We start from the raw sequence: 26,353 nt of genomic DNA, 5'->3' as shown, positions 1-26,353 counted from the left end.
CAGAGCTTGTTTCAGAAGGAACAAGCTCTGTTTTTATAAGGTTAGGGATTTATGGCAACAATACACACTAGCGGTACCCAGCTAGAAAATCAGGTCACTCAGCTACCACTCAACAAAGCATTTCTGGCTTCTTTAGCTGTTGTATTCTTGTTAGCCATGCATTTTTTCATGCCTAACCCTGGAGGCTCGGGGCTTGCGTTATCATTTAACCCAACAACTTGGCTGGCGCTAAGCTTCACGCTAGCAATTGGCTTTTACCAACTCGCTACCAACCGAGTACTTAAGTATTCAAAATTAACGATTGGCTTGTTGATAAGCTGCGTCATACTCACACTACCCATTTTATACAGCAATGCAGCTCCTCAAGGAGCTTCAGGACGCTTGCTTGGATTGTGGGCGGGCTTTGCATTATTCGTCGTGCTGCAGCAATTTAAATTCAGCAATAAGCACAAGCAGCGCATGTTGTGGTTCATTGTGCTTGCTGTTGTCATACAAGCACTATTTGGCTATGTGCAATATTTCTTCTTGGAGCCTGGCAACCTATTTGGCTACAACACAGCGGCAAACCGACCATATGGGATATTCCAACAACCGAATGTAATGGCAAGCTTCCTTGCTACGGGCTTTGTGCTTTCAGCTTATCTTTTAGCAAGGCAGCCCGCCAAATATAACCATAAGATCAGTGAGTCTATTTTACTTTATCTAACCCCAACCTTAACTGTACCCCTGTTGATTATCATCGCTTCTCGTACTGGTTGGCTTGCGGCTGGAATTGGATTGATATGTATCCTGCCTTATCTTTACAAGTTCTCGACAAAAAAACGCTTTTACGGATGGTGTATATCTGTAGTGGCTGGTACCGCTGTTGCGTTTACGGTTATTAACTTGAGCGCTACAGACAGTATCGCTAGCAAGAAGGCGAATCTAGAAAGCCCACGAGCTTATACCTTTCCACAAGCTCTAGATATGATGATCGAAAAGCCATTTACCGGTTATGGTTACGGGAAATTTGAATCTGAGTACACCTTGTATACGGCTCGCCAACATCAACTCAACTCGAACTATCATCCCGGCCTTCCTTCAATGGATCACCCTCACAATGAGTTCCTATTTTGGGGAGTTGAAGGGGGCATAGTACCAATCATCGGAATCTTAATTGCTGCAATATTGGTTATGTCACGCATAGCAAGTTCTGCAAAGGGAACGCGTCTAGCCCTGCTCGCATTATTCATTCCAATCCTTTTGCACTCTCAACTCGAGTATCCTTTCTATCACTCGGCGATTCATTGGATAACATTCATTATATTGATTTACTGGGTCGATCAACGCTCTTCCCGACACTATCAACAGCCGTTCAGTATCATCAGTAAAACCTTGTTTCGAGTATCGAGCTTAGTAATACCTATCTTGGTCAGTTTTTATATGTTGAGCGCTCTGCATACCAACTATGTCCTGACCCAATTTGAACTGTCTAAGCCTAAAAACCCAGACATTCTGAAGCAGGTAACCAACCCCGTAGTCTGGAAGGATCGCTATGATTGGGACGTATACAGCACGTACCTTAATATTGGTCTCTATAAAGCAGACCCGAGCCTTATCCAGCCTTACATCGACTGGTCGTTAGAGATCATCAAGAGTAAACCTAGGCCGGCTTTTTACAGCAACCTTATTCTTGCTTATCAAGGATTGGGGGATCACAGCAAGGCGGAACAAATTCGTAGTGAAGCAAGCTTCTTGTTCCCAGATAGAGACTTTTCAAAGGTTCAGTATAAGAAAGTGTCACAAGCAGAAGATACCGTTTCATCTGCTGAGTGATGTTTAGAATTCGGAACTGATGCACCATTTTTGACCTTTCGGTTTGACACAAAAAAGCGCCCGATCTCTCGGGCGCTTTTCTCTTTAATTTCAGTTCATTGCCACTACTATTTCAGAACATCTTTTAACGCTTTGAGACACAGCGCAACATTCTCTTTACGAGCACCGTAACCCATTAGGCCGATACGCCATGCCTTACCAGCCAAAGAGCCCAGCCCTGCACCGATTTCAAGATTGTATTCTTCTAAAAGCTGCGTTCTGATCTTAGCTTCATCAATTCCTTCAGGGAAATAAAGTGCGTTCAGCTGCGGCAGGCGACTCTCTTCATCAACCACAAACTTTAACCCTAGAGCTTCTACGCCTTCTTTAAGCTCCTGGTGCATCGCATGATGACGAGACCACGCATTATCTAAGCCTTCATTTTTCAACAAAACCAGCGACTCATGCAGAGCATAGAGGCTATTTACAGGTGCGGTATGGTGGTAGCTGCGCTTACCTTCTCCGCTCCAGTAACCTAATACTAAACTTTGATCTAAGAACCAGCTTTGCACTGGAGCTTGGCGGGCTTTCATTTTATCAACGGCACGCTGAGAGAAAGTCACCGGAGATAGCCCTGGCACACAAGACAGACACTTTTGGCTGCCAGAATAAACCGCATCTAGCTGCCACTCATCAACCAGCAATGGCACACCACCAAGTGATGTCACTGCATCGACAATCGTTAACGCATCAAACTGACGAGCGATAGCTGAGATAGCTTGAGCATCAGATAGCGCTCCAGTTGATGTCTCTGCATGCACAAATGCAACCGCAACAGCATCGGGGTTTTCTGCCAATGCTTGTTCTACCTTTTCTACGGATACGGGCTTGCCCCACTCGTCATCAACAAGGATGGCTTCGCCACCACAGCGCACCACGTTTTCTCGCATACGCTCACCGAAGACACCGTTACGACAAACAATCACCTTTTCACCAGGCTCAATCAAGTTAACAAAACAGGTCTCCATACCCGCACTGCCCGGTGCAGAAACTGCAATCGTAAATTCGTTTTCAGTCTGAAAAGCGTATTTAAGAAGCTGTTTAAGCTCATCCATCATCGCAATAAAAAGCGGATCTAAGTGACCAATCGTCGGACGGCTTAGAGCCTGCAGTACCTGAGGTGAGATATCAGAAGGACCTGGTCCCATTAACGTTCGGTGTGGTGGATAAAAGCTATCGATAGCAGTAGTGAGTGTTAAATTAGACATGTACATCCCTTACGTTAATGTTGTGAACAATCCACCCTAAAGCAAATTGATTACCTCAGCAATTAGCCATAAGTATTGAGGTCAAACCACTGTCACATAATTGTTAAAATTATTTTTCAATTATCTCAAGTTACGGATTGACATTGTTACCGCAAACACGTTCAATGAAATGGCTATCTAGCAGAAGAGGAGCACTGCCCAGGCAGGTGTTTTGTGGAACCGCATTTCCAATACAAAACATTTATGGGGAGCAGTGCCGAGATAATAAAAGGATGCAGGACCTTTATTATCGGTTGAGCGGGCTGAATCCCGTCAACTGTCGCCATTTCTATATGGTGAAGAGCTTCTGAGGTTACTATTCTAATAATTCCTCTCTTTTTGCTCTAAAACTCTCTTCGAAAAACATCGGACGTTGGATTACCCAACCGTAATTTTATTTTAGGAAGTCGTGGGAGATATATCGTGAGTGCATCTAATGTAGCTGGTTCTTTTAATGTCGCTAAGTTTGGTGGTACAAGTGTTGCCAACTTTGAAGCAATGAGCCGCTGTGCTGCCATTATTGAAAACAACTCAAACACGAAACTGGTCGTGAGTAGTGCATGCTCTGGTGTCACTAACTTGCTGGTTGAACTGGCAAATGGTGTTCAAGACAAAGCTCGTCGTCAGGAATTGATGACCCAATTAGCGAACATTCATGACGCAATTCTTGACCAACTCGCAGACCCAATCAGCATCGAAAAAGAAGTTCATAGCATTCTTGATGACATTGCGAGCGCTGCAGAGGCTGCATCATTCCAAACAAGCACTAAACTGACTGATCACCTTGTCGCATGTGGCGAGTTGATGTCGACACACATCTTGGCTCAGATCATCCGTGAACGAGGCACTCCTGCAGTTCGCTTTGATATCAGAGATGTGATGCGCACTAATGATGATTTTGGTAAAGCCGAACCTCAACTCGAAGATATTGCCGCTCTAGCGCAACAGAAACTTATGCCACTTTGCCAACAACAAGTTGTCGTGACCCAAGGTTTTATCGGTGCTGATAGCGAAGGTAACACCACGACTTTAGGCCGCGGTGGCAGTGATTACTCAGCAGCATTGATTGCCGAATCTGTACAGGCGATTGGTTTAGAAATCTGGACGGATGTTCCGGGGATCTACACCACTGATCCTCGTATTGCACCTAAAGCTTCTCCTATCCCAGAGATCAGCTTTAGTGAAGCATCGGAAATGGCAAACTTTGGTGCGAAGATCTTACACCCATCAACTCTAGTACCTGCACTGCGCCACCAAATCCCAGTATTTGTCGGCTCTTCTAAAGCACCAGAGCTCGGTGGAACTTGGATTCGTCAAGAAGTTGAAAGCTCCCCTCTATTTAGAGCGCTTGCCCTACGCTGCAACCAAACTATGGTTACACTCCGCAGCGCTAACATGTTCCATGCCTATGGCTTCTTGGCAAAGGTATTCGAGATCCTTGCTAAACATAAGATCTCGGTCGATCTTATCACCACCTCAGAGATCAGTGTGTCACTCACTCTGGATCAAACAGACACTTCAGGTGGTGCTCCTGAGTTACCTGAAGCCGCTCGTCTTGAGCTTGAAGAGCTGTGTTCTGTCGATATTGAGCACGACCTATGCCTTGTTGCGCTTATTGGTAACAACATGAGCGAAAGCAAAGGCTATGCAAAGCAGGTATTCGGCACTCTTGAAGATTTCAACCTACGCATGATTTGTTACGGAGCAAGCCCACACAACCTGTGTTTCTTGCTAGATGAATCTGTTTCTAAGTTGGCGATTCAAAAACTGCACCAAGAGTTATTTGAATAGAAAGTCCGTTTATCATCGACAGATAAATAACTAAATCACAAATACAAAAAGGGTTGCCATTCAGCAACCCTTTCTCTTTTTAACTTTACGAATCAAAGCTCGTTATAGATTCAAACTAGTTAATGTTTGGACCTAACCACTTCTCGGCTTCTAACATGTCCCAACCTTTGCGGTCAGCATAGCTATCCACTTGATCCTGTTGAATCTGAGCAATAGCAAAGTATCTAGCATCAGGGTGTGAGAAGTACATACCAGACACTGAGGCACCAGGCCACATCGCGTAGCTTGTCGTTAATGACATATCGATTGCCTTTTCAACGTCCATCAGCTCCCACAACGTGCCTTTCTCTGTATGCTCTGGGCAAGCAGGGTAACCTGGAGCTGGACGAATACCTTGGTATTTCTCTCGAATCAAATCGTCGTTAGACAAATCCTCATCTGGCGAGTAGCCCCAAATATCCTTTCTCACTTCTTTATGCAGATACTCTGCGAACGCTTCAGCCAATCGGTCAGCAACCGCCTGAATCATGATTGCGTTGTAGTCATCGCCTTTCGCTTTGTATTCATCAGCCAGCTCTCGCTCACCAATACCACCGGTTACCGCAAAGCCACCAATCCAATCCGCTTTACCGCTTTCTTTTGGCGCAATGTAATCTGACAGGCAATAGTTAAAGCCTTTTGGTTTCTCTGTTTGTTGACGAAGGTTGTGTAGAACTTTTAGAACTTCGGTACGAGATTCATCGGTATACACTTCAATATCATCACCAACACTGTTCGCTGGGAACATGGCACACATACCACGCGCTTCAAGCAGCTTCTCTTTCTCTACGCGATCCAGTAAATCATTGGCATCTTTGAATAAACGTTTTGCTTCTTCACCCACTTCTTCATGATCAATGATCGCAGGGTACTTACCAACCAATGACCATGTCATAAAGAATGGAGTCCAATCGATGTACTGACGCAGAGTAGCTACATCAAAATCATTGAAGATGTGAACTCCCGGCTTAGCGGGTGCCGGTGGCGTATACGCATCCCAATCGATAGCGACTTTATTGGCACGAGCTCTTTCAAGTGTGACAGGCTTAGTGCGCGGCTTCTTACGATTGTGCTGGTCTCGAACGCGATCATAGTCGATATCTAGCTTCTCAACGAAAGCGGGCTTCAATTCATCAGAAAGTAGTGAAGTACACACACCTACAGCGCGCGAGGCATTATTTACGTATACAACAGGTTCTGAATAATTTTGTTCAATCTTGACCGCAGTGTGCGCTTTAGATGTAGTTGCGCCGCCGATCAATAGAGGAAGCTTAAAACCTTGTCTTTCCATCTCTTTGGCAACGTGTACCATTTCATCAAGAGATGGCGTGATCAAACCAGACAGACCGATAATATCGACGTTCTCTTCTTTAGCGACTTTCAGAATCTTTTCACAAGAAACCATTACACCGAGATCGATAATTTCGTAGTTGTTACATTGCAAAACCACGCCAACGATATTCTTACCGATATCGTGTACGTCACCTTTAACGGTCGCTAATAGAATCTTACCGTTAGTTGCGCCCACTTCTTTCGATGCATTGATGAATGGTTCTAGGTGGGCAACCGCTTGTTTCATAACACGCGCAGACTTTACAACCTGTGGTAAGAACATCTTACCTTCACCAAATAGGTCACCGACAACGTTCATGCCGTCCATTAGAGGGCCTTCAATCACCTCGATAGGGCGAGAGGCATTAACGCGAGCTTCTTCGGTATCTTCAACGATAAAATCGGTGATACCTTTAACCAAAGAGTGCTCTAAGCGCTTCTCTACAGGCCAAGTTCTCCATTCTAGAGCAGATTTATCTTCAACCTTACCGACAGCACGCTCTAGGTATTCGGTCGCCATATCAAGCAATCGTTCAGTCGAATCATCACGACGGTTCAATACAACATCTTCAACAGCATCACGCAGATCTTCTGGAACATTATCGTAAATTTCCAGCTGACCAGCGTTTACGATACCCATATCCATACCATTTTTAAAACAGTGATATAGGAATACTGCGTGGATTGCCTCACGAACGTAATTGTTACCGCGGAATGAGAACGACACGTTCGATACACCACCAGAGATCATCGCATGAGGGAGATCACGCTTGATATCCCCTACAGCTTCGATGAAATCGACCGCATAGTTGTTATGTTCATCAATACCAGTAGCAACCGCGAAGATGTTCGGGTCAAAAATAATGTCTTCAGGTGGGAAGCCAACCTCATCAACAAGAATGTTGTAGGCATTGGTACAGATCTCGACTTTACGCTCTCGAGTATCAGCCTGCCCGACTTCATCGAACGCCATCACAATGACAGCTGCACCATAACGACGAACTAATTTGGCTTGCTCAACAAACTTCTCTTTGCCTTCTTTTAGAGAGATTGAGTTAACTATACCTTTGCCTTGAATACATTTCAGACCAGCTTCGATAACTTCCCACTTAGAAGAGTCGACCATGACTGGCACTTTCGAGATTTCTGGTTCTGACGCACATAGATTAAGGAATTTAACCATACACGCCTCAGCGTCTAGCATCCCTTCATCCATGTTGATATCGATAATTTGAGCACCGTTCTCAACTTGCTCTCGAGCAACACTCAAGGCTTCGTCGTAAAGCTCTTCCTTAATAAGGCGCTTAAAGCGGGCAGAACCGGTAACGTTAGTACGCTCACCCACGTTCACGAACAAAGATTCTTTAGCTATCGTCAGTGGCTCTAGTCCCGAAAGACGGCAAGAAACAGGTAAATCTGGCAATTGACGCGGCGTTACACCTTCAACTGCCTCAGCCATTTGGCGGATATGCTCTGGAGTAGTACCACAACAGCCACCAATTAGGTTCAAGAAGCCACTTTCAGCCCATTCCTTAACGTGCTCAGCCATATCTTCAGGCGAAAGGTCATACTCACCAAATGCGTTAGGCAAACCTGCATTAGGGTGAGCGGAAACGTTACATTCTGAGATGCGAGACATCTCACCAACGTACTCTCGCAGTTCATCAGGACCTAATGCACAGTTCAATCCAAATGAGATAGGTTTTACATGACGAAGTGCGTTGTAGAATGCTTCTGTCGTCTGACCTGAAAGCGTACGACCTGAAGCATCAGTAATGGTACCGGAGAGCATAACAGGTAGAGTAATGCCCACTTCTTCGAAAACGGATTCAACCGCAAAAGCACACGCTTTCGCGTTCAACGTATCGAAGATAGTTTCGATAAGAATTAAGTCTGAACCGCCCTTAATGAGCGCGCGAGTCGACTCAGAATAAGCTTCAACTAACTCGTCAAAGCTAACATTTCGATAACCTGGATCGTTTACATCAGGCGAGATAGAACAAGTTCGGTTAGTTGGACCTAATACACCCGCGACGAAGCGAGGCTTTTCTGGGGTCTTTGCGGTCCATTCATCAGCCGCTTCACGAGCAAGCTTGGCAGCAGCAAAGTTAATTTCTTCACTAAGGCTTTCCATATCATAGTCGGCCATAGCGATGGTTGTAGCGTTAAAGGTATTGGTTTCGAGGATGTCAGCCCCAGCTTCCAAGTATTCTGAATGGATATCTTTGATAAGCTTAGGCTGTGTAAGAACTAAAAGGTCATTGTTGCCCTTTAAGTCACTGTGCCAATCAGCAAAGCGTTCACCACGATAGTCTTGCTCTTCCAATTTATAATCCTGAATCATGGTGCCCATGCCACCATCAATCAGTAAAATTCGTTGCTTCAACAGAGCGTCAATCTTTTGCCTTACATTACTTCCCACGGTACAACCTCATTCCTTTAATTATCCCTCCATCCTATCACACATTAAAAAGGAGTCTAGACGTCTAAAAAAGGAAATTGATTACCGACTCATGACAAAAAAATGTTTGCTATTTGAGCATGAGACAACGAAAATTCATATTCATACTTTGTTACATGTTGGAATCCCAATGTCGGTCTATTACACCTTATGCTTCTTGTCCGCTGCAGCCATGCTTATTGCTTTCGTGAATACCAAAATTGGTAAAATGCAGACAACCATCGCCATCACAGCTGGCTCAATGATGTTATCTCTATTGATTATCATTGCGGGACAAAACAATTGGTTCCAATTGGCTGACATCGCCTCAGAAACCGTTGCCAGTATCAACTTTGAAGATTTCTTACTTAAGGGAATCTTGGGGTTCTTGCTCTTTGCCGGTGGTTTGGGGATTAAATTACCAAACCTAAAAGACCAGAAGTGGGAAATAACAGTACTCGCATTAGGTGCAACGCTGTTTTCAACATTCTTTATCGGTTTTGTGCTGTACGGGTTCTGTCAGTTTATTGGTATTCAATTTGACCTGATTTACTGCTTACTGTTTGGTTCTCTAATCTCCCCTACCGACCCCATTGCCGTGTTAGCCATCGTAAAGAAACTCGATGCGCCAAGACGAATCTCTACTCAAATCGAGGGAGAGTCTCTATTTAACGATGGTTTTGGTTTAGTTATCTTCGTAACCTTATTTACCATCGCGTTCGGCACAGAAGCACCGACTGTCGGTAGTGTCACCATGTTATTCGTTCAAGAGGCGATTGGCGGCATTGTCTACGGTTTTGTTTTAGGTCTCGTATTCCACTACCTAATCAGCAACACCGATGACCACTCGATGGAGTTACTATTGACCATCGGCATCCCAACTGCTGGTTATGCGTTTGCTGAAGTTCTACATGTATCAGGACCATTAGCAATGGTGGTATCAGGTATCATGATTGGTAACTGGACTCGCTTTATCGGATTCTCAAAAGAGAGTGAAGATCACCTAGATCATTTCTGGGAATTAATAGATGAATTCTTAAACGGCGTATTATTCCTATTAATTGGTATGTCGATGCTGCTATTCAAATTCCACCAAGAAGACTGGATCTTAATGGCATTCGCAGTCCCTCTAGTATTGAGTGCACGCTACTTGAGTGTTTTCTTGTCTTACATCGGATTTAAACGCTTTAGAACTTACAACCCATGGTCGATTAAGATTCTAACTTGGGGTGGCTTGCGTGGTGGTCTAGCTCTAGCGATGGCACTTTCAATCCCTTCAGGTATCTGGGTAATAGAAGATAAGGCAATAGATGTTAAAGAGATAATCCTTGTTATGACCTATGCCGTAGTAGTGTTCTCGATTCTCGTTCAAGGCTCGACGATCACTCCTATGATAGAAAAAGCGAAGCAAGCTGAGAAAGAGCTAGATTAACATCTAAAAAATTAAACTAGGCTGCCTAATTTAGGTAGCCTTTTTTATACCTGATGAAAATCAGACTTACCAATCTTCTCACTGAAGCTCTAGCTAAAGGTATATGTAGCACATCGATCGTATCTAGGACATTTGATGTACTGATATTGGAGTAATCAAAAATCTCAATGTAGGGTAAACACTAGATTTGGCCAGAACTCTTTCAGGAAGTTCAGCCTAGTTCCTATTCGCAGTAGCGAGTCTACCCAATAAACCACTCACAAGATTGTATAAGTGCCAGATAAAAGGCTTCACCTTTCATCTGGAAACAAAAACAACAGGACTCAACGTCTCGCTTAAATAGCGTTAATATCGCTAGTTATTAATTAGCAAAACTGCAGAACAAAATGAGTGTTGATCAGAAAGCTCTGGTTTTGAACTAAGTCTTTATATTCGACAAGGCTGTACTAAGCAGGAGTTCAAGAGGTTGAGTAGATAGAGATAGCTAAAGGAGCACTTGGTACTTCCAGTGTAACTTCTAAAGATGACAGGAATAATAAAGGCTCTAGCATTTCTACGGGACGCGCAGTCTAGCCTGGGGTGGACTTGGGTCCCTCCGGAGATTCGAGCTAGCTGGCAAAGCAACAGACGTAAACAAGCCCCAGCATTTCTACTGAGGCTTTGATATGGCGGGGTGGAGAGATTCGAAATTCCTGCATCCTCTATTTTAGTAATTCGGGGAATCCGCGGCTTACTAATAGCGTATCTTAGATTCAGAAAGCAAAAAGGCTCTAGCATTTCTGCTAGAGCCTTAAATATGACAGGGGTGGACTGGGCCGGCACTCCGGAGATTAGACCGGGCTGGCGATCCAGCTCCCAACATTGCTTCGTAGAAGCAACAGATGTAAACAAGCCTCAGCATTTCTGCTGAGGCTTCGTATATGGCAGGGGTGGAGAGATTCGAACTCCCAACACGCGGATTTGGAATCCGCTGCTCTGCCAATTGGAGCTACACCCCTAAAACTTTTTACTACTTCAGATTCGAAAAAACCTCGCACTAGGCGAGGTTATCGAATAAGTGGCGGAGTGGACGGGACTCGAACCCGCGACCCCCGGCGTGACAGGCCGGTATTCTAACCAACTGAACTACCACTCCGCAGTGGTCAACTCACTAAGTGAGCGTCCATATCTCCAGGTTGGTCAACCTAAAGATTTAATTTAAAGCCTGGCGATGTCCTACTCTCACATGGGGAAGCCCCACACTACCATCGGCGCTATTGTGTTTCACTTCTGAGTTCGGCATGGAATCAGGTGGGTCCACAATGCTATGGTCGCCAAGCAAATTTTGCTTTTACTTTCAGTTTTTTAAAAACTGAAGGCAAAATAATCTGGAAAGCTGTTTTTGTTCTCTTCAAACTCATTCAAGTGTTTGGTATTTCTTTGAGTCCACAAAACCCCTTGGGTGTTGTATGGTTAAGCCTCACGGGCAATTAGTACAGGTTAGCTCAATGCCTCGCAGCACTTACACACCCTGCCTATCAACGTCGTAGTCTACGACAACCCTTTAGGACGCTTATAGCGCCAGGGAAAACTCATCTCAAGGCTCGCTTCCCGCTTAGATGCTTTCAGCGGTTATCGATTCCGAACTTAGCTACCGGGCAATGCCATTGGCATGACAACCCGAACACCAGAGGTTCGTCCACTCCGGTCCTCTCGTACTAGGAGCAGCCCCTTTCAATTTTCCAACGCCCACGGCAGATAGGGACCGAACTGTCTCACGACGTTCTAAACCCAGCTCGCGTACCACTTTAAATGGCGAACAGCCATACCCTTGGGACCGACTTCAGCCCCAGGATGTGATGAGCCGACATCGAGGTGCCAAACACCGCCGTCGATATGAACTCTTGGGCGGTATCAGCCTGTTATCCCCGGAGTACCTTTTATCCGTTGAGCGATGGCCCTTCCATTCAGAACCACCGGATCACTATGACCTGCTTTCGCACCTGCTCGAATTGTCATTCTCGCAGTCAAGCGGGCTTATGCCATTGCACTAACCACACGATGTCCAACCGTGTTTAGCCCACCTTCGTGCTCCTCCGTTACTCTTTGGGAGGAGACCGCCCCAGTCAAACTACCCACCAGGCACTGTCCGTAATCCCGATTCAGGGACCAACGTTAGAACATCAAAACTACAAGGGTGGTATTTCAAGGACGACTCCACCACATCTAGCGACGCGGTTTCAAAGTCTCCCACCTATCCTACACATGTAGGTTCAATGTTCAGTGCCAAGCTGTAGTAAAGGTTCACGGGGTCTTTCCGTCTAGCCGCGGGTACACTGCATCTTCACAGCGATTTCAATTTCACTGAGTCTCGGGTGGAGACAGCGTGGCCATCATTACGCCATTCGTGCAGGTCGGAACTTACCCGACAAGGAATTTCGCTACCTTAGGACCGTTATAGTTACGGCCGCCGTTTACCGGGGCTTCGATCAAGAGCTTCGACCGAAGTCTAACCCCATCAATTAACCTTCCGGCACCGGGCAGGCGTCACACCGTATACTTCATCTTACGATTTTGCACAGTGCTGTGTTTTTAATAAACAGTTGCAGCCACCTGGTATCTGCGACTCTCGTCTGCTCCATCCGCAAGGGACTTCACTGATAAGAGCGTACCTTCTCCCGAAGTTACGGTACCATTTTGCCTAGTTCCTTCACCCGAGTTCTCTCAAGCGCCTTGGTATTCTCTACCCGACCACCTGTGTCGGTTTGGGGTACGATTCCTTACAATCTGAAGCTTAGAGGCTTTTCCTGGAAGCATGGCATCAATGACTTCACTACCGTAGTAGCTCGACATCGTATCTCAGCGTTAATAGCGGTCCGGATTTACCTAAACCACCCGCCTACGTACTTGAACCTGGACAACCGTCGCCAGGCCCACCTAGCCTTCTCCGTCCCCCCATCGCAATTGTAAGAAGTACAGGAATATTAACCTGTTTCCCATCGACTACGCCTTTCGGCCTCGCCTTAGGAGTCGACTTACCCTGCCCCGATTAACGTTGGACAGGAACCCTTGGTCTTCCGGCGAGGGAGTTTTTCACTCCCTTTATCGTTACTCATGTCAGCATTCGCACTTCTGATACCTCCAGCAGCCCTTACAGACCACCTTCAACGGCTTACAGAACGCTCCCCTACCCCACATACCCTAAGGTACGTAGCCGCAGCTTCGGTGTATAGCTTAGCCCCGTTACATCTTCCGCGCAGGCCGACTCGACCAGTGAGCTATTACGCTTTCTTTAAATGATGGCTGCTTCTAAGCCAACATCCTGGCTGTCTGAGCCTTCCCACATCGTTTCCCACTTAGCTATACTTTGGGACCTTAGCTGGCGGTCTGGGTTGTTTCCCTCTCCACGACGGACGTTAGCACCCGCCGTGTGTCTCCCGGATAGTACTTACTGGTATTCGGAGTTTGCAAAGGGTTGGTAAGTCGGGATGACCCCCTAGCCTTAACAGTGCTCTACCCCCAGTAGTATTCGTCCGAGGCGCTACCTAAATAGCTTTCGGGGAGAACCAGCTATCTCCAGGTTTGATTGGCCTTTCACCCCTAGCCACAAGTCATCCGCTAATTTTTCAACATTAGTCGGTTCGGTCCTCCAGTTGATGTTACTCAACCTTCAACCTGCCCATGGCTAGATCACCTGGTTTCGGGTCTAATCCTAGCAACTGTACGCCCAGTTAAGACTCGGTTTCCCTACGGCTCCCCTAAACGGTTAACCTTGCTACTAAAATTAAGTCGCTGACCCATTATACAAAAGGTACGCAGTCACACCACGAAGGTGCTCCTACTGCTTGTACGTACACGGTTTCAGGTTCTATTTCACTCCCCTCACAGGGGTTCTTTTCGCCTTTCCCTCACGGTACTGGTTCACTATCGGTCAGTCAGTAGTATTTAGCCTTGGAGGATGGTCCCCCCATATTCAGACAGGATATCACGTGTCCCGCCCTACTCGTTTTCACTGATTATGATGTGTCGGTTACGGGGCTATCACCCTTTACTGCGAGACTTTCCAGACTCTTCACCTGCATCATTAAAAGCTTAAGGGCTAATCCAATTTCGCTCGCCGCTACTTTCGGAATCTCGGTTGATTTCTCTTCCTCGGGGTACTTAGATGTTTCAGTTCCCCCGGTTTGCCTCCTGCTGCTATGTATTCACAACAGGATACTTACTTATGTAAGTGGGTTTCCCCATTCAGGAATCCCAGACTCAAAAGGTTATTACTACCTAATCTGGGCTTATCGCAAGTTATTACGCCTTTCATCGCCTCTGACTGCCAAGGCATCCACCGTGTACGCTTAGTCACTTAACCATACAACCCGAAAGGGTCTCTGTTTTACTTTCACTTTTGAAAAGTGAAAACAAACTAGTATGGCAACTAACCAAGGTTTTTGGTTGTCATTAAGAAGGGTTAATTCTCAATGACTGTTTGCCGGACTCAATGTGATTCAAACAAGTTTGAATCGAATACAAGACACTTGAATGTGTTTGTTGTGTTTATCTAATGAAAGATAAACATTGAGAACTTTTAAATTTGATTGGATTACTCGTAAGTAATCAATCAGTCAGCTTTCCAAATTGTTAAAGAGCTTGATTTCTTTCGAAACCATTTTTAAAGATTCTTAGGGAAAAACCCTTAAAGATGGTGGAGCTATGCGGGATCGAACCGCAGACCTCCTGCGTGCAAGGCAGGCGCTCTCCCAGCTGAGCTATAGCCCCATCTAGGTCGATATTGGTGGGTCTGAGTGGACTTGAACCACCGACCTCCCGCTTATCAGGCGAGCGCTCTAACCAGCTGAGCTACAGACCCAATATCGTCTCTTAACTTTTCTAAACCTAATCAATCTGTGTGGACACTTATCGTGAGTATCTTCGTATAAGGAGGTGATCCAGCCCCAGGTTCCCCTAGGGCTACCTTGTTACGACTTCACCCCAGTCATGAACCACAAAGTGGTGAGCGTCCTCCCCGAAAGGTTAAACTACCCACTTCTTTTGCAGCCCACTCCCATGGTGTGACGGGCGGTGTGTACAAGGCCCGGGAACGTATTCACCGTAGCATTCTGATCTACGATTACTAGCGATTCCGACTTCATGGAGTCGAGTTGCAGACTCCAATCCGGACTACGACGCACTTTTTGGGATTCGCTCACTATCGCTAGCTTGCTGCCCTCTGTATGCGCCATTGTAGCACGTGTGTAGCCCTACTCGTAAGGGCCATGATGACTTGACGTCGTCCCCACCTTCCTCCGGTTTATCACCGGCAGTCTCCCTGGAGTTCCCGACATTACTCGCTGGCAAACAAGGATAAGGGTTGCGCTCGTTGCGGGACTTAACCCAACATTTCACAACACGAGCTGACGACAGCCATGCAGCACCTGTCTCAGAGTTCCCGAAGGCACACCTGCGTCTCCGCTGGCTTCTCTGGATGTCAAGAGTAGGTAAGGTTCTTCGCGTTGCATCGAATTAAACCACATGCTCCACCGCTTGTGCGGGCCCCCGTCAATTCATTTGAGTTTTAATCTTGCGACCGTACTCCCCAGGCGGTCTACTTAACGCGTTAGCTCCGAAAGCCACGGCTCAAGGCCACAACCTCCAAGTAGACATCGTTTACGGCGTGGACTACCAGGGTATCTAATCCTGTTTGCTCCCCACGCTTTCGCATCTGAGTGTCAGTATCTGTCCAGGGGGCCGCCTTCGCCACTGGTATTCCTTCAGATCTCTACGCATTTCACCGCTACACCTGAAATTCTACCCCCCTCTACAGTACTCTAGTTCACCAGTTTCAAATGCAGTTCCGAGGTTGAGCCCCGGGCTTTCACATCTGACTTAATGAACCACCTGCATGCGCTTTACGCCCAGTAATTCCGATTAACGCTCGCACCCTCCGTATTACCGCGGCTGCTGGCACGGAGTTAGCCGGTGCTTCTTCTGTTGCTAACGTCAAGAGATGCAGCTATTAACTACACCCCCTTCCTCACAACTGAAAGTACTTTACAACCCGAAGGCCTTCTTCATACACGCGGCATGGCTGCATCAGGCTTTCGCCCATTGTGCAATATTCCCCACTGCTGCCTCCCGTAGGAGTCTGGACCGTGTCTCAGTTCCAGTGTGGCTGATCATCCTCTCAGACCAGCTAGGGATCGTCGCCTTGGTGAGCCATTACCTCACCAACTAGCTAATCCCACCTAGGCATATCTTGACGCGAGAGGCCCGAAGGTCCCCCTCTTTGGCCCGTAGGCATTATGCGGTATTAGCCATCGTTTCCAATGGTTATCCCCCACATCAAGGCAATTTCCTAGGCATTACTCACCCGTCCGCCGCTCGACGCCCATTAACGCACCCGAAGGATTGTTAGTGTCGTTTCCGCTCGACTTGCATGTGTTAGGCCTGCCGCCAGCGTTCAATCTGAGCCATGATCAAACTCTTCAATTTAAGATTTTGTCGGCTCAATGAATACTGACTTCAAAACTACAAAAAGTAATTCTAAAGCTATTACCTTTCCAACAGAAAGATAATGAATTGACTGTGCCAAATACCTTCTTCCTACAAGAGAAAGTAGTTATTTGTATTGGTCACTCAGTTCATTGAAACCAAAGTTGATTCCGAAGAATCTGTTTTATCTAACGATAAAACGTTTTGATATTCATCAACGAGTGCCCACACAGATTGATAGGTTTAAATTGTTAAAGAGCTTTGCTTTCAGTGCCTTAGCACTTAAGCAGGACGCGTATGATACGCTTTCTACTTTGAAAGTCAACATAAAATACTAAGAAAACTTAGAACTCTATGGTGACTTGTCTACTTTGTAGACAAAGTCGAATTTAAAGCCTGGCGATGTCCTACTCTCACATGGGGAAGCCCCACACTACCATCGGCGCTATTATGTTTCACTTCTGAGTTCGGCATGGAATCAGGTGGGTCCACAATGCTATGGTCGCCAAGCAAATTTTGCTTTTACTTTCAGTTTTTTAAAAACTGAAGGCAAAATAATCTGGAAAACTGTATTTAAAAGTCTCTTCAAACTCATTCAAGTGTTTGGTATTTCTTTGAGTCCACAAAACCCCTTGGGTGTTGTATGGTTAAGCCTCACGGGCAATTAGTACAGGTTAGCTCAATGCCTCGCAGCACTTACACACCCTGCCTATCAACGTCGTAGTCTACGACAACCCTTTAGGACGCTTATAGCGTCAGGGAAAACTCATCTCAAGGCTCGCTTCCCGCTTAGATGCTTTCAGCGGTTATCGATTCCGAACTTAGCTACCGGGCAATGCCATTGGCATGACAACCCGAACACCAGAGGTTCGTCCACTCCGGTCCTCTCGTACTAGGAGCAGCCCCTTTCAATTTTCCAACGCCCACGGCAGATAGGGACCGAACTGTCTCACGACGTTCTAAACCCAGCTCGCGTACCACTTTAAATGGCGAACAGCCATACCCTTGGGACCGACTTCAGCCCCAGGATGTGATGAGCCGACATCGAGGTGCCAAACACCGCCGTCGATATGAACTCTTGGGCGGTATCAGCCTGTTATCCCCGGAGTACCTTTTATCCGTTGAGCGATGGCCCTTCCATTCAGAACCACCGGATCACTATGACCTGCTTTCGCACCTGCTCGAATTGTCATTCTCGCAGTCAAGCGGGCTTATGCCATTGCACTAACCACACGATGTCCAACCGTGTTTAGCCCACCTTCGTGCTCCTCCGTTACTCTTTGGGAGGAGACCGCCCCAGTCAAACTACCCACCAGGCACTGTCCGTAACCCCGATTCAGGGGCCAACGTTAGAACATCAAAACTACAAGGGTGGTATTTCAAGGACGACTCCACCACATCTAGCGACGCGGTTTCAAAGTCTCCCACCTATCCTACACATGTAGGTTCAATGTTCAGTGCCAAGCTGTAGTAAAGGTTCACGGGGTCTTTCCGTCTAGCCGCGGGTACACTGCATCTTCACAGCGATTTCAATTTCACTGAGTCTCGGGTGGAGACAGCGTGGCCATCATTACGCCATTCGTGCAGGTCGGAACTTACCCGACAAGGAATTTCGCTACCTTAGGACCGTTATAGTTACGGCCGCCGTTTACCGGGGCTTCGATCAAGAGCTTCGACCGAAGTCTAACCCCATCAATTAACCTTCCGGCACCGGGCAGGCGTCACACCGTATACTTCATCTTACGATTTTGCACAGTGCTGTGTTTTTAATAAACAGTTGCAGCCACCTGGTATCTGCGACTCTCGTCTGCTCCATCCGCAAGGGACTTCACTGATAAGAGCGTACCTTCTCCCGAAGTTACGGTACCATTTTGCCTAGTTCCTTCACCCGAGTTCTCTCAAGCGCCTTGGTATTCTCTACCCGACCACCTGTGTCGGTTTGGGGTACGATTCCTTACAATCTGAAGCTTAGAGGCTTTTCCTGGAAGCATGGCATCAATGACTTCACTACCGTAGTAGCTCGACATCGTATCTCAGCGTTAATAGCGGTCCGGATTTACCTAAACCACCCGCCTACGTACTTGAACCTGGACAACCGTCGCCAGGCCCACCTAGCCTTCTCCGTCCCCCCATCGCAATTGTAAGAAGTACAGGAATATTAACCTGTTTCCCATCGACTACGCCTTTCGGCCTCGCCTTAGGAGTCGACTTACCCTGCCCCGATTAACGTTGGACAGGAACCCTTGGTCTTCCGGCGAGGGAGTTTTTCACTCCCTTTATCGTTACTCATGTCAGCATTCGCACTTCTGATACCTCCAGCAGCCCTTACAGACCACCTTCAACGGCTTACAGAACGCTCCCCTACCCCACATACCCTAAGGTACGTAGCCGCAGCTTCGGTGTATAGCTTAGCCCCGTTACATCTTCCGCGCAGGCCGACTCGACCAGTGAGCTATTACGCTTTCTTTAAATGATGGCTGCTTCTAAGCCAACATCCTGGCTGTCTGAGCCTTCCCACATCGTTTCCCACTTAGCTATACTTTGGGACCTTAGCTGGCGGTCTGGGTTGTTTCCCTCTCCACGACGGACGTTAGCACCCGCCGTGTGTCTCCCGGATAGTACTTACTGGTATTCGGAGTTTGCAAAGGGTTGGTAAGTCGGGATGACCCCCTAGCCTTAACAGTGCTCTACCCCCAGTAGTATTCGTCCGAGGCGCTACCTAAATAGCTTTCGGGGAGAACCAGCTATCTCCAGGTTTGATTGGCCTTTCACCCCTAGCCACAAGTCATCCGCTAATTTTTCAACATTAGTCGGTTCGGTCCTCCAGTTGATGTTACTCAACCTTCAACCTGCCCATGGCTAGATCACCTGGTTTCGGGTCTAATCCTAGCAACTGTACGCCCAGTTAAGACTCGGTTTCCCTACGGCTCCCCTAAACGGTTAACCTTGCTACTAAAATTAAGTCGCTGACCCATTATACAAAAGGTACGCAGTCACACCACGAAGGTGCTCCTACTGCTTGTACGTACACGGTTTCAGGTTCTATTTCACTCCCCTCACAGGGGTTCTTTTCGCCTTTCCCTCACGGTACTGGTTCACTATCGGTCAGTCAGTAGTATTTAGCCTTGGAGGATGGTCCCCCCATATTCAGACAGGATATCACGTGTCCCGCCCTACTCGTTTTCACTGATTATGACGTGTCGGTTACGGGGCTATCACCCTTTACTGCGAGACTTTCCAGACTCTTCACCTGCATCATTAAAAGCTTAAGGGCTAATCCAATTTCGCTCGCCGCTACTTTCGGAATCTCGGTTGATTTCTCTTCCTCGGGGTACTTAGATGTTTCAGTTCCCCCGGTTTGCCTCCTGTTGTTATGTATTCACAACAGGATACTTACTTATGTAAGTGGGTTTCCCCATTCAGGAATCCCAGACTCAAAAGGTTATTACTACCTAATCTGGGCTTATCGCAAGTTATTACGCCTTTCATCGCCTCTGACTGCCAAGGCATCCACCGTGTACGCTTAGTCACTTAACCATACAACCCGAAAGGGTCTCTGTTTTACTTTCACTTTTGAAAAGTGAAAACAAACTAGTATGGCAACTAACCAAGGTTTTTGGTTGTCATTAAGAAGGGTTAATTCTCAATGACTGTTTGCCGGACTCAATGTAATTCAAACAAGTTTGAATCGAATACAAGACACTTGAATGTGTTTGTTGTGTTTACCATAAAGGTAAACATTGAGAACTTTTAAATTTGATTGAATTACTCGTAAGTAATCAATCAGTCAGCTTTCCAAATTGTTAAAGAGCATAAAGCAAAAAGCTTTAATCAATAACTTACGTTATTAATTAAAGCTCTGGCTTTAACTAAATCTAAACCATCAATCTGTGTGGACACTTATCGTGAGTATCTTCGTATAAGGAGGTGATCCAGCCCCAGGTTCCCCTAGGGCTACCTTGTTACGACTTCACCCCAGTCATGAACCACAAAGTGGTGAGCGTCCTCCCCGAAAGGTTAAACTACCCACTTCTTTTGCAGCCCACTCCCATGGTGTGACGGGCGGTGTGTACAAGGCCCGGGAACGTATTCACCGTGACATTCTGATTCACGATTACTAGCGATTCCGACTTCATGGAGTCGAGTTGCAGACTCCAATCCGGACTACGACGCACTTTTTGGGATTCGCTCACTATCGCTAGCTTGCTGCCCTCTGTATGCGCCATTGTAGCACGTGTGTAGCCCTACTCGTAAGGGCCATGATGACTTGACGTCGTCCCCACCTTCCTCCGGTTTATCACCGGCAGTCTCCCTGGAGTTCCCGACATTACTCGCTGGCAAACAAGGATAAGGGTTGCGCTCGTTGCGGGACTTAACCCAACATTTCACAACACGAGCTGACGACAGCCATGCAGCACCTGTCTCAGAGCTCCCGAAGGCACACCTGCGTCTCCGCTGGCTTCTCTGGATGTCAAGAGTAGGTAAGGTTCTTCGCGTTGCATCGAATTAAACCACATGCTCCACCGCTTGTGCGGGCCCCCGTCAATTCATTTGAGTTTTAATCTTGCGACCGTACTCCCCAGGCGGTCTACTTAACGCGTTAGCTCCGAAAGCCACGGCTCAAGGCCACAACCTCCAAGTAGACATCGTTTACGGCGTGGACTACCAGGGTATCTAATCCTGTTTGCTCCCCACGCTTTCGCATCTGAGTGTCAGTATCTGTCCAGGGGGCCGCCTTCGCCACTGGTATTCCTTCAGATCTCTACGCATTTCACCGCTACACCTGAAATTCTACCCCCCTCTACAGTACTCTAGTTCACCAGTTTCAAATGCAGTTCCGAGGTTGAGCCCCGGGCTTTCACATCTGACTTAATGAACCACCTGCATGCGCTTTACGCCCAGTAATTCCGATTAACGCTCGCACCCTCCGTATTACCGCGGCTGCTGGCACGGAGTTAGCCGGTGCTTCTTCTGTTGCTAACGTCAAGAGATAGCGCTATTAACGCTACCCCCTTCCTCACAACTGAAAGTACTTTACAACCCGAAGGCCTTCTTCATACACGCGGCATGGCTGCATCAGGCTTTCGCCCATTGTGCAATATTCCCCACTGCTGCCTCCCGTAGGAGTCTGGACCGTGTCTCAGTTCCAGTGTGGCTGATCATCCTCTCAGACCAGCTAGGGATCGTCGCCTTGGTGAGCCATTACCTCACCAACTAGCTAATCCCACCTAGGCATATCTTGACGCGAGAGGCCCGAAGGTCCCCCTCTTTGGCCCGTAGGCATTATGCGGTATTAGCCATCGTTTCCAATGGTTATCCCCCACATCAAGGCAATTTCCTAGGCATTACTCACCCGTCCGCCGCTCGACGCCCATTAACGCACCCGAAGGATTGTTAGTGTCGTTTCCGCTCGACTTGCATGTGTTAGGCCTGCCGCCAGCGTTCAATCTGAGCCATGATCAAACTCTTCAATTTAAGATTTTGTGACTCAACGAATACTGACTTCAAAACTACTATGTAATTTTAAAGCTATTACCATTCCAACAGAATGATAATGAATTGACTGTGCCGATAATAAATTATCGATTGGTCACTCAGTTCATTGAAATCAATGTGATTCCTAAGAATCAATTTTTGATATTCATCAACGAGTGCCCACACAGATTGATAGGTTTAAATTGTTAAAGAGCTTTGCTTTCAGTGCCTTAGCACTTAAGCAGGACGCGTATGATACGCTTTCTACTTTGAAAGTCAACATAAAATACTAAGAAAACTTAGAACTCTATGGTGACTTGTCTACTTTGTAGACAAAGTCGAAATTAAAGCCTGGCGATGTCCTACTCTCACATGGGGAAGCCCCACACTACCATCGGCGCTATTGTGTTTCACTTCTGAGTTCGGCATGGAATCAGGTGGGTCCACAATGCTATGGTCGCCAAGCAAATTTTGCTTTTACTTTCAGTTTTTTAAAAACTGAAGGCAAAATAATTTGGAAAGCTGTTTTTGTTCTCTTCAAACTCATTCAAGCGTTTGGTATTTCTTTGAGTCCACAAAACCCCTTGGGTGTTGTATGGTTAAGCCTCACGGGCAATTAGTACAGGTTAGCTCAATGCCTCGCAGCACTTACACACCCTGCCTATCAACGTCGTAGTCTACGACAACCCTTTAGGACGCTTATAGCGCCAGGGAAAACTCATCTCAAGGCTCGCTTCCCGCTTAGATGCTTTCAGCGGTTATCGATTCCGAACTTAGCTACCGGGCAATGCCATTGGCATGACAACCCGAACACCAGAGGTTCGTCCACTCCGGTCCTCTCGTACTAGGAGCAGCCCCTTTCAATTTTCCAACGCCCACGGCAGATAGGGACCGAACTGTCTCACGACGTTCTAAACCCAGCTCGCGTACCACTTTAAATGGCGAACAGCCATACCCTTGGGACCGACTTCAGCCCCAGGATGTGATGAGCCGACATCGAGGTGCCAAACACCGCCGTCGATATGAACTCTTGGGCGGTATCAGCCTGTTATCCCCGGAGTACCTTTTATCCGTTGAGCGATGGCCCTTCCATTCAGAACCACCGGATCACTATGACCTGCTTTCGCACCTGCTCGAATTGTCATTCTCGCAGTCAAGCGGGCTTATGCCATTGCACTAACCACACGATGTCCAACCGTGTTTAGCCCACCTTCGTGCTCCTCCGTTACTCTTTGGGAGGAGACCGCCCCAGTCAAACTACCCACCAGGCACTGTCCGTAATCCCGATTCAGGGACCAACGTTAGAACATCAAAACTACAAGGGTGGTATTTCAAGGACGACTCCACCACATCTAGCGACGCGGTTTCAAAGTCTCCCACCTATCCTACACATGTAGGTTCAATGTTCAGTGCCAAGCTGTAGTAAAGGTTCACGGGGTCTTTCCGTCTAGCCGCGGGTACACTGCATCTTCACAGCGATTTCAATTTCACTGAGTCTCGGGTGGAGACAGCGTGGCCATCATTACGCCATTCGTGCAGGTCGGAACTTACCCGACAAGGAATTTCGCTACCTTAGGACCGTTATAGTTACGGCCGCCGTTTACCGGGGCTTCGATCAAGAGCTTCGACCGAAGTCTAACCCCATCAATTAACCTTCCGGCACCGGGCAGGCGTCACACCGTATACGTCATCTTACGATTTTGCACAGTGCTGTGTTTTTAATAAACAGTTGCAGCCACCTGGTATCTGCGACTCTCGTCTGCTCCATCCGCAAGGGACTTCACTGATAAGAGCGTACCTTCTCCCGAAGTTACGGTACCATTTTGCCTAGTTCCTTCACCCGAGTTCTCTCAAGCGCCTTGGTATTCTCTACCCGACCACCTGTGTCGGTTTGGGGTACGATTCCTTACAATCTGAAGCTTAGAGGCTTTTCCTGGAAGCATGGCATCAATGACTTCACTACCGTAGTAGCTCGACATCGTATCTCAGCGTTAATAGCGGTCCGGATTTACCTAAACCACCCGCCTACGTACTTGAACCTGGACAACCGTCGCCAGGCCCACCTAGCCTTCTCCGTCCCCCCATCGCAATTGTAAGAAGTACAGGAATATTAACCTGTTTCCCATCGACTACGCCTTTCGGCCTCGCCTTAGGAGTCGACTTACCCTGCCCCGATTAACGTTGGACAGGAACCCTTGGTCTTCCGGCGAGGGAGTTTTTCACTCCCTTTATCGTTACTCATGTCAGCATTCGCACTTCTGATACCTCCAGCAGCCCTTACAGACCACCTTCAACGGCTTACAGAACGCTCCCCTACCCCACATACCCTAAGGTACGTAGCCGCAGCTTCGGTGTATAGCTTAGCCCCGTTACATCTTCCGCGCAGGCCGACTCGACCAGTGAGCTATTACGCTTTCTTTAAATGATGGCTGCTTCTAAGCCAACATCCTGGTTGTCTGAGCCTTCCCACATCGTTTCCCACTTAGCTATACTTTGGGACCTTAGCTGGCGGTCTGGGTTGTTTCCCTCTCCACGACGGACGTTAGCACCCGCCGTGTGTCTCCCGGATAGTACTTACTGGTATTCGGAGTTTGCAAAGGGTTGGTAAGTCGGGATGACCCCCTAGCCTTAACAGTGCTCTACCCCCAGTAGTATTCGTCCGAGGCGCTACCTAAATAGCTTTCGGGGAGAACCAGCTATCTCCAGGTTTGATTGGCCTTTCACCCCTAGCCACAAGTCATCCGCTAATTTTTCAACATTAGTCGGTTCGGTCCTCCAGTTGATGTTACTCAACCTTCAACCTGCCCATGGCTAGATCACCTGGTTTCGGGTCTAATCCTAGCAACTGTACGCCCAGTTAAGACTCGGTTTCCCTACGGCTCCCCTAAACGGTTAACCTTGCTACTAAAATTAAGTCGCTGACCCATTATACAAAAGGTACGCAGTCACACCACGAAGGTGCTCCTACTGCTTGTACGTACACGGTTTCAGGTTCTATTTCACTCCCCTCACAGGGGTTCTTTTCGCCTTTCCCTCACGGTACTGGTTCACTATCGGTCAGTCAGTAGTATTTAGCCTTGGAGGATGGTCCCCCCATATTCAGACAGGATATCACGTGTCCCGCCCTACTCGTTTTCACTGATGATGAGATGTCGATTACGGGGCTATCACCCTTTATTGCGGCACTTTCCAGAGCCTTCATCTGTCTCATTAAAAGCTTAAGGGCTAATCCAATTTCGCTCGCCGCTACTTTCGGAATCTCGGTTGATTTCTCTTCCTCGGGGTACTTAGATGTTTCAGTTCCCCCGGTTTGCCTCCTGTTGCTATGTATTCACAACAGGATACTTACTTATGTAAGTGGGTTTCCCCATTCAGGAATCCCAGACTCAAAAGGTTATTACTACCTAATCTGGGCTTATCGCAAGTTATTACGCCTTTCATCGCCTCTGACTGCCAAGGCATCCACCGTGTACGCTTAGTCACTTAACCATACAACCCGAAAGGGTCTTAGCGTATGGCAACTAACCAAGGTTTTTGGTTGTCATTAAGAAGGGTTAATTCTCAATGACTGTTTGCCGGACTCAATGTGAATCAAACTAAGTTTGATTCGAATACAAGACACTTGAATGTGTTTGTTGTGTTTACCATAAAGGTAAACATTGAGAACTTTTAAATTTGATTGGATTACTCGTAAGTAATCAATCAGTCAGCTTTCCAAATTGTTAAAGAGCTTGATTCAATAAATGAACCATTTTTAAAGACACTTAAATAAATGCGCTTAAAGATGGTATCCCGTAGGGGGAGTCGAACCCCTGTTACCGCCGTGAAAGGGCGGTGTCCTAGGCCTCTAGACGAACGGGACATAGGTTACTCTTAACTGTTTAAACATATCAATCTGTGTGGACACTTATCGTGAATATCTTCGTATAAGGAGGTGATCCAGCCCCAGGTTCCCCTAGGGCTACCTTGTTACGACTTCACCCCAGTCATGAACCACAAAGTGGTGAGCGTCCTCCCCGAAAGGTTAAACTACCCACTTCTTTTGCAGCCCACTCCCATGGTGTGACGGGCGGTGTGTACAAGGCCCGGGAACGTATTCACCGTGACATTCTGATTCACGATTACTAGCGATTCCGACTTCATGGAGTCGAGTTGCAGACTCCAATCCGGACTACGACGCACTTTTTGGGATTCGCTCACTATCGCTAGCTTGCCGCCCTCTGTATGCGCCATTGTAGCACGTGTGTAGCCCTACTCGTAAGGGCCATGATGACTTGACGT

Annotated in this window: 5 protein-coding genes, 5 tRNA genes, 9 rRNA genes and 1 riboswitch; of the genes, 3 read left to right on the top strand and 16 right to left on the bottom strand. The window is 47.2% G+C overall.

The window, feature by feature from the left end; genetic code table 11:
• Nucleotides 1-51 precede the first annotated feature (51 nt).
• On the top strand, nt 52-1,815 hold the full coding sequence (locus BCU34_RS00095; RefSeq protein WP_102478995.1) for a PglL family O-oligosaccharyltransferase: 1,764 nt from the start codon (nt 52-54) through the stop codon (nt 1,813-1,815).
• A 107-nt stretch (nt 1,816-1,922) separates the two neighbouring features.
• Here the strand turns inward: BCU34_RS00095 and BCU34_RS00090 are convergent, their stop codons facing one another.
• Nucleotides 1,923-3,062, bottom strand: a complete 1,140-nt coding sequence (locus tag BCU34_RS00090) for a pyridoxal-phosphate-dependent aminotransferase family protein (RefSeq protein WP_048618113.1) — start codon at nt 3,060-3,062, stop codon at nt 1,923-1,925.
• A gap of 176 nt (nt 3,063-3,238) precedes the next feature.
• A riboswitch (Lysine riboswitch) is annotated at nt 3,239-3,416 on the top strand.
• A gap of 108 nt (nt 3,417-3,524) precedes the next feature.
• Between BCU34_RS00090 and lysC the strand changes: the two genes are divergently transcribed.
• Nucleotides 3,525-4,892, top strand: a complete 1,368-nt coding sequence (gene lysC / locus BCU34_RS00085; protein WP_102478996.1) for a lysine-sensitive aspartokinase 3 — start codon at nt 3,525-3,527, stop codon at nt 4,890-4,892.
• A gap of 115 nt (nt 4,893-5,007) precedes the next feature.
• Here lysC and metH read toward each other — a convergent pair whose 3' ends face one another.
• Nucleotides 5,008-8,685: a methionine synthase gene (gene metH / locus BCU34_RS00080; protein WP_102478997.1), complete on the bottom strand. Its 3,678-nt coding sequence runs from the start codon at nt 8,683-8,685 to the stop codon at nt 5,008-5,010.
• A 169-nt stretch (nt 8,686-8,854) separates the two neighbouring features.
• On the opposite strand from metH, the gene BCU34_RS00075 reads away from it, so the two are divergent.
• Nucleotides 8,855-10,135, top strand: coding sequence for a cation:proton antiporter (locus tag BCU34_RS00075; RefSeq protein ID WP_017061334.1), 1,281 nt, complete (start codon nt 8,855-8,857; stop codon nt 10,133-10,135).
• Nucleotides 10,136-11,056: 921 nt separating this feature from the next.
• Here BCU34_RS00075 and BCU34_RS00070 read toward each other — a convergent pair.
• From BCU34_RS00070 to BCU34_RS00005, 14 genes are all read right to left on the bottom strand, one after another.
• Nucleotides 11,057-11,133 (bottom strand) — tRNA-Trp (locus BCU34_RS00070).
• Between the two features lie 60 nt (nt 11,134-11,193).
• Nucleotides 11,194-11,270 (bottom strand) — tRNA-Asp (locus tag BCU34_RS00065).
• Between the two features lie 67 nt (nt 11,271-11,337).
• A 5S ribosomal RNA gene (gene rrf / locus BCU34_RS00060) occupies nt 11,338-11,453 on the bottom strand.
• A 130-nt stretch (nt 11,454-11,583) separates the two neighbouring features.
• Nucleotides 11,584-14,477 (bottom strand): 23S ribosomal RNA (locus tag BCU34_RS00055).
• A 331-nt stretch (nt 14,478-14,808) separates the two neighbouring features.
• A tRNA-Ala gene (locus tag BCU34_RS00050) sits at nt 14,809-14,884 on the bottom strand.
• Between the two features lie 14 nt (nt 14,885-14,898).
• Nucleotides 14,899-14,975: transfer RNA gene (locus tag BCU34_RS00045), tRNA-Ile, on the bottom strand.
• A 67-nt stretch (nt 14,976-15,042) separates the two neighbouring features.
• A 16S ribosomal RNA gene (locus BCU34_RS00040) occupies nt 15,043-16,597 on the bottom strand.
• A 394-nt stretch (nt 16,598-16,991) separates the two neighbouring features.
• A 5S ribosomal RNA gene (gene rrf, locus BCU34_RS00035) occupies nt 16,992-17,107 on the bottom strand.
• Between the two features lie 133 nt (nt 17,108-17,240).
• Nucleotides 17,241-20,134, bottom strand: a 23S ribosomal RNA gene (locus tag BCU34_RS00030).
• A gap of 383 nt (nt 20,135-20,517) precedes the next feature.
• Nucleotides 20,518-22,072, bottom strand: a 16S ribosomal RNA gene (locus tag BCU34_RS00025).
• 349 nt (nt 22,073-22,421) lie between these two features.
• Nucleotides 22,422-22,537: ribosomal RNA gene (gene rrf, locus BCU34_RS00020) — 5S ribosomal RNA — on the bottom strand.
• 130 nt (nt 22,538-22,667) lie between these two features.
• Nucleotides 22,668-25,561 (bottom strand): 23S ribosomal RNA (locus BCU34_RS00015).
• A 296-nt stretch (nt 25,562-25,857) separates the two neighbouring features.
• Nucleotides 25,858-25,934: transfer RNA gene (locus BCU34_RS00010), tRNA-Glu, on the bottom strand.
• 65 nt (nt 25,935-25,999) lie between these two features.
• Nucleotides 26,000-26,353: ribosomal RNA gene (locus BCU34_RS00005) — 16S ribosomal RNA — on the bottom strand; the annotation flags it as partial.

Source organism: Vibrio sp. 10N.286.45.E10 (assembly GCF_002874195.2).
GTDB classification, from domain to species: Bacteria; Pseudomonadota; Gammaproteobacteria; order Enterobacterales; family Vibrionaceae; genus Vibrio; species Vibrio crassostreae.
Note: the sequence above shows the minus strand (reverse complement) of the source record. Positions and strands in the feature narration are given on the sequence as shown.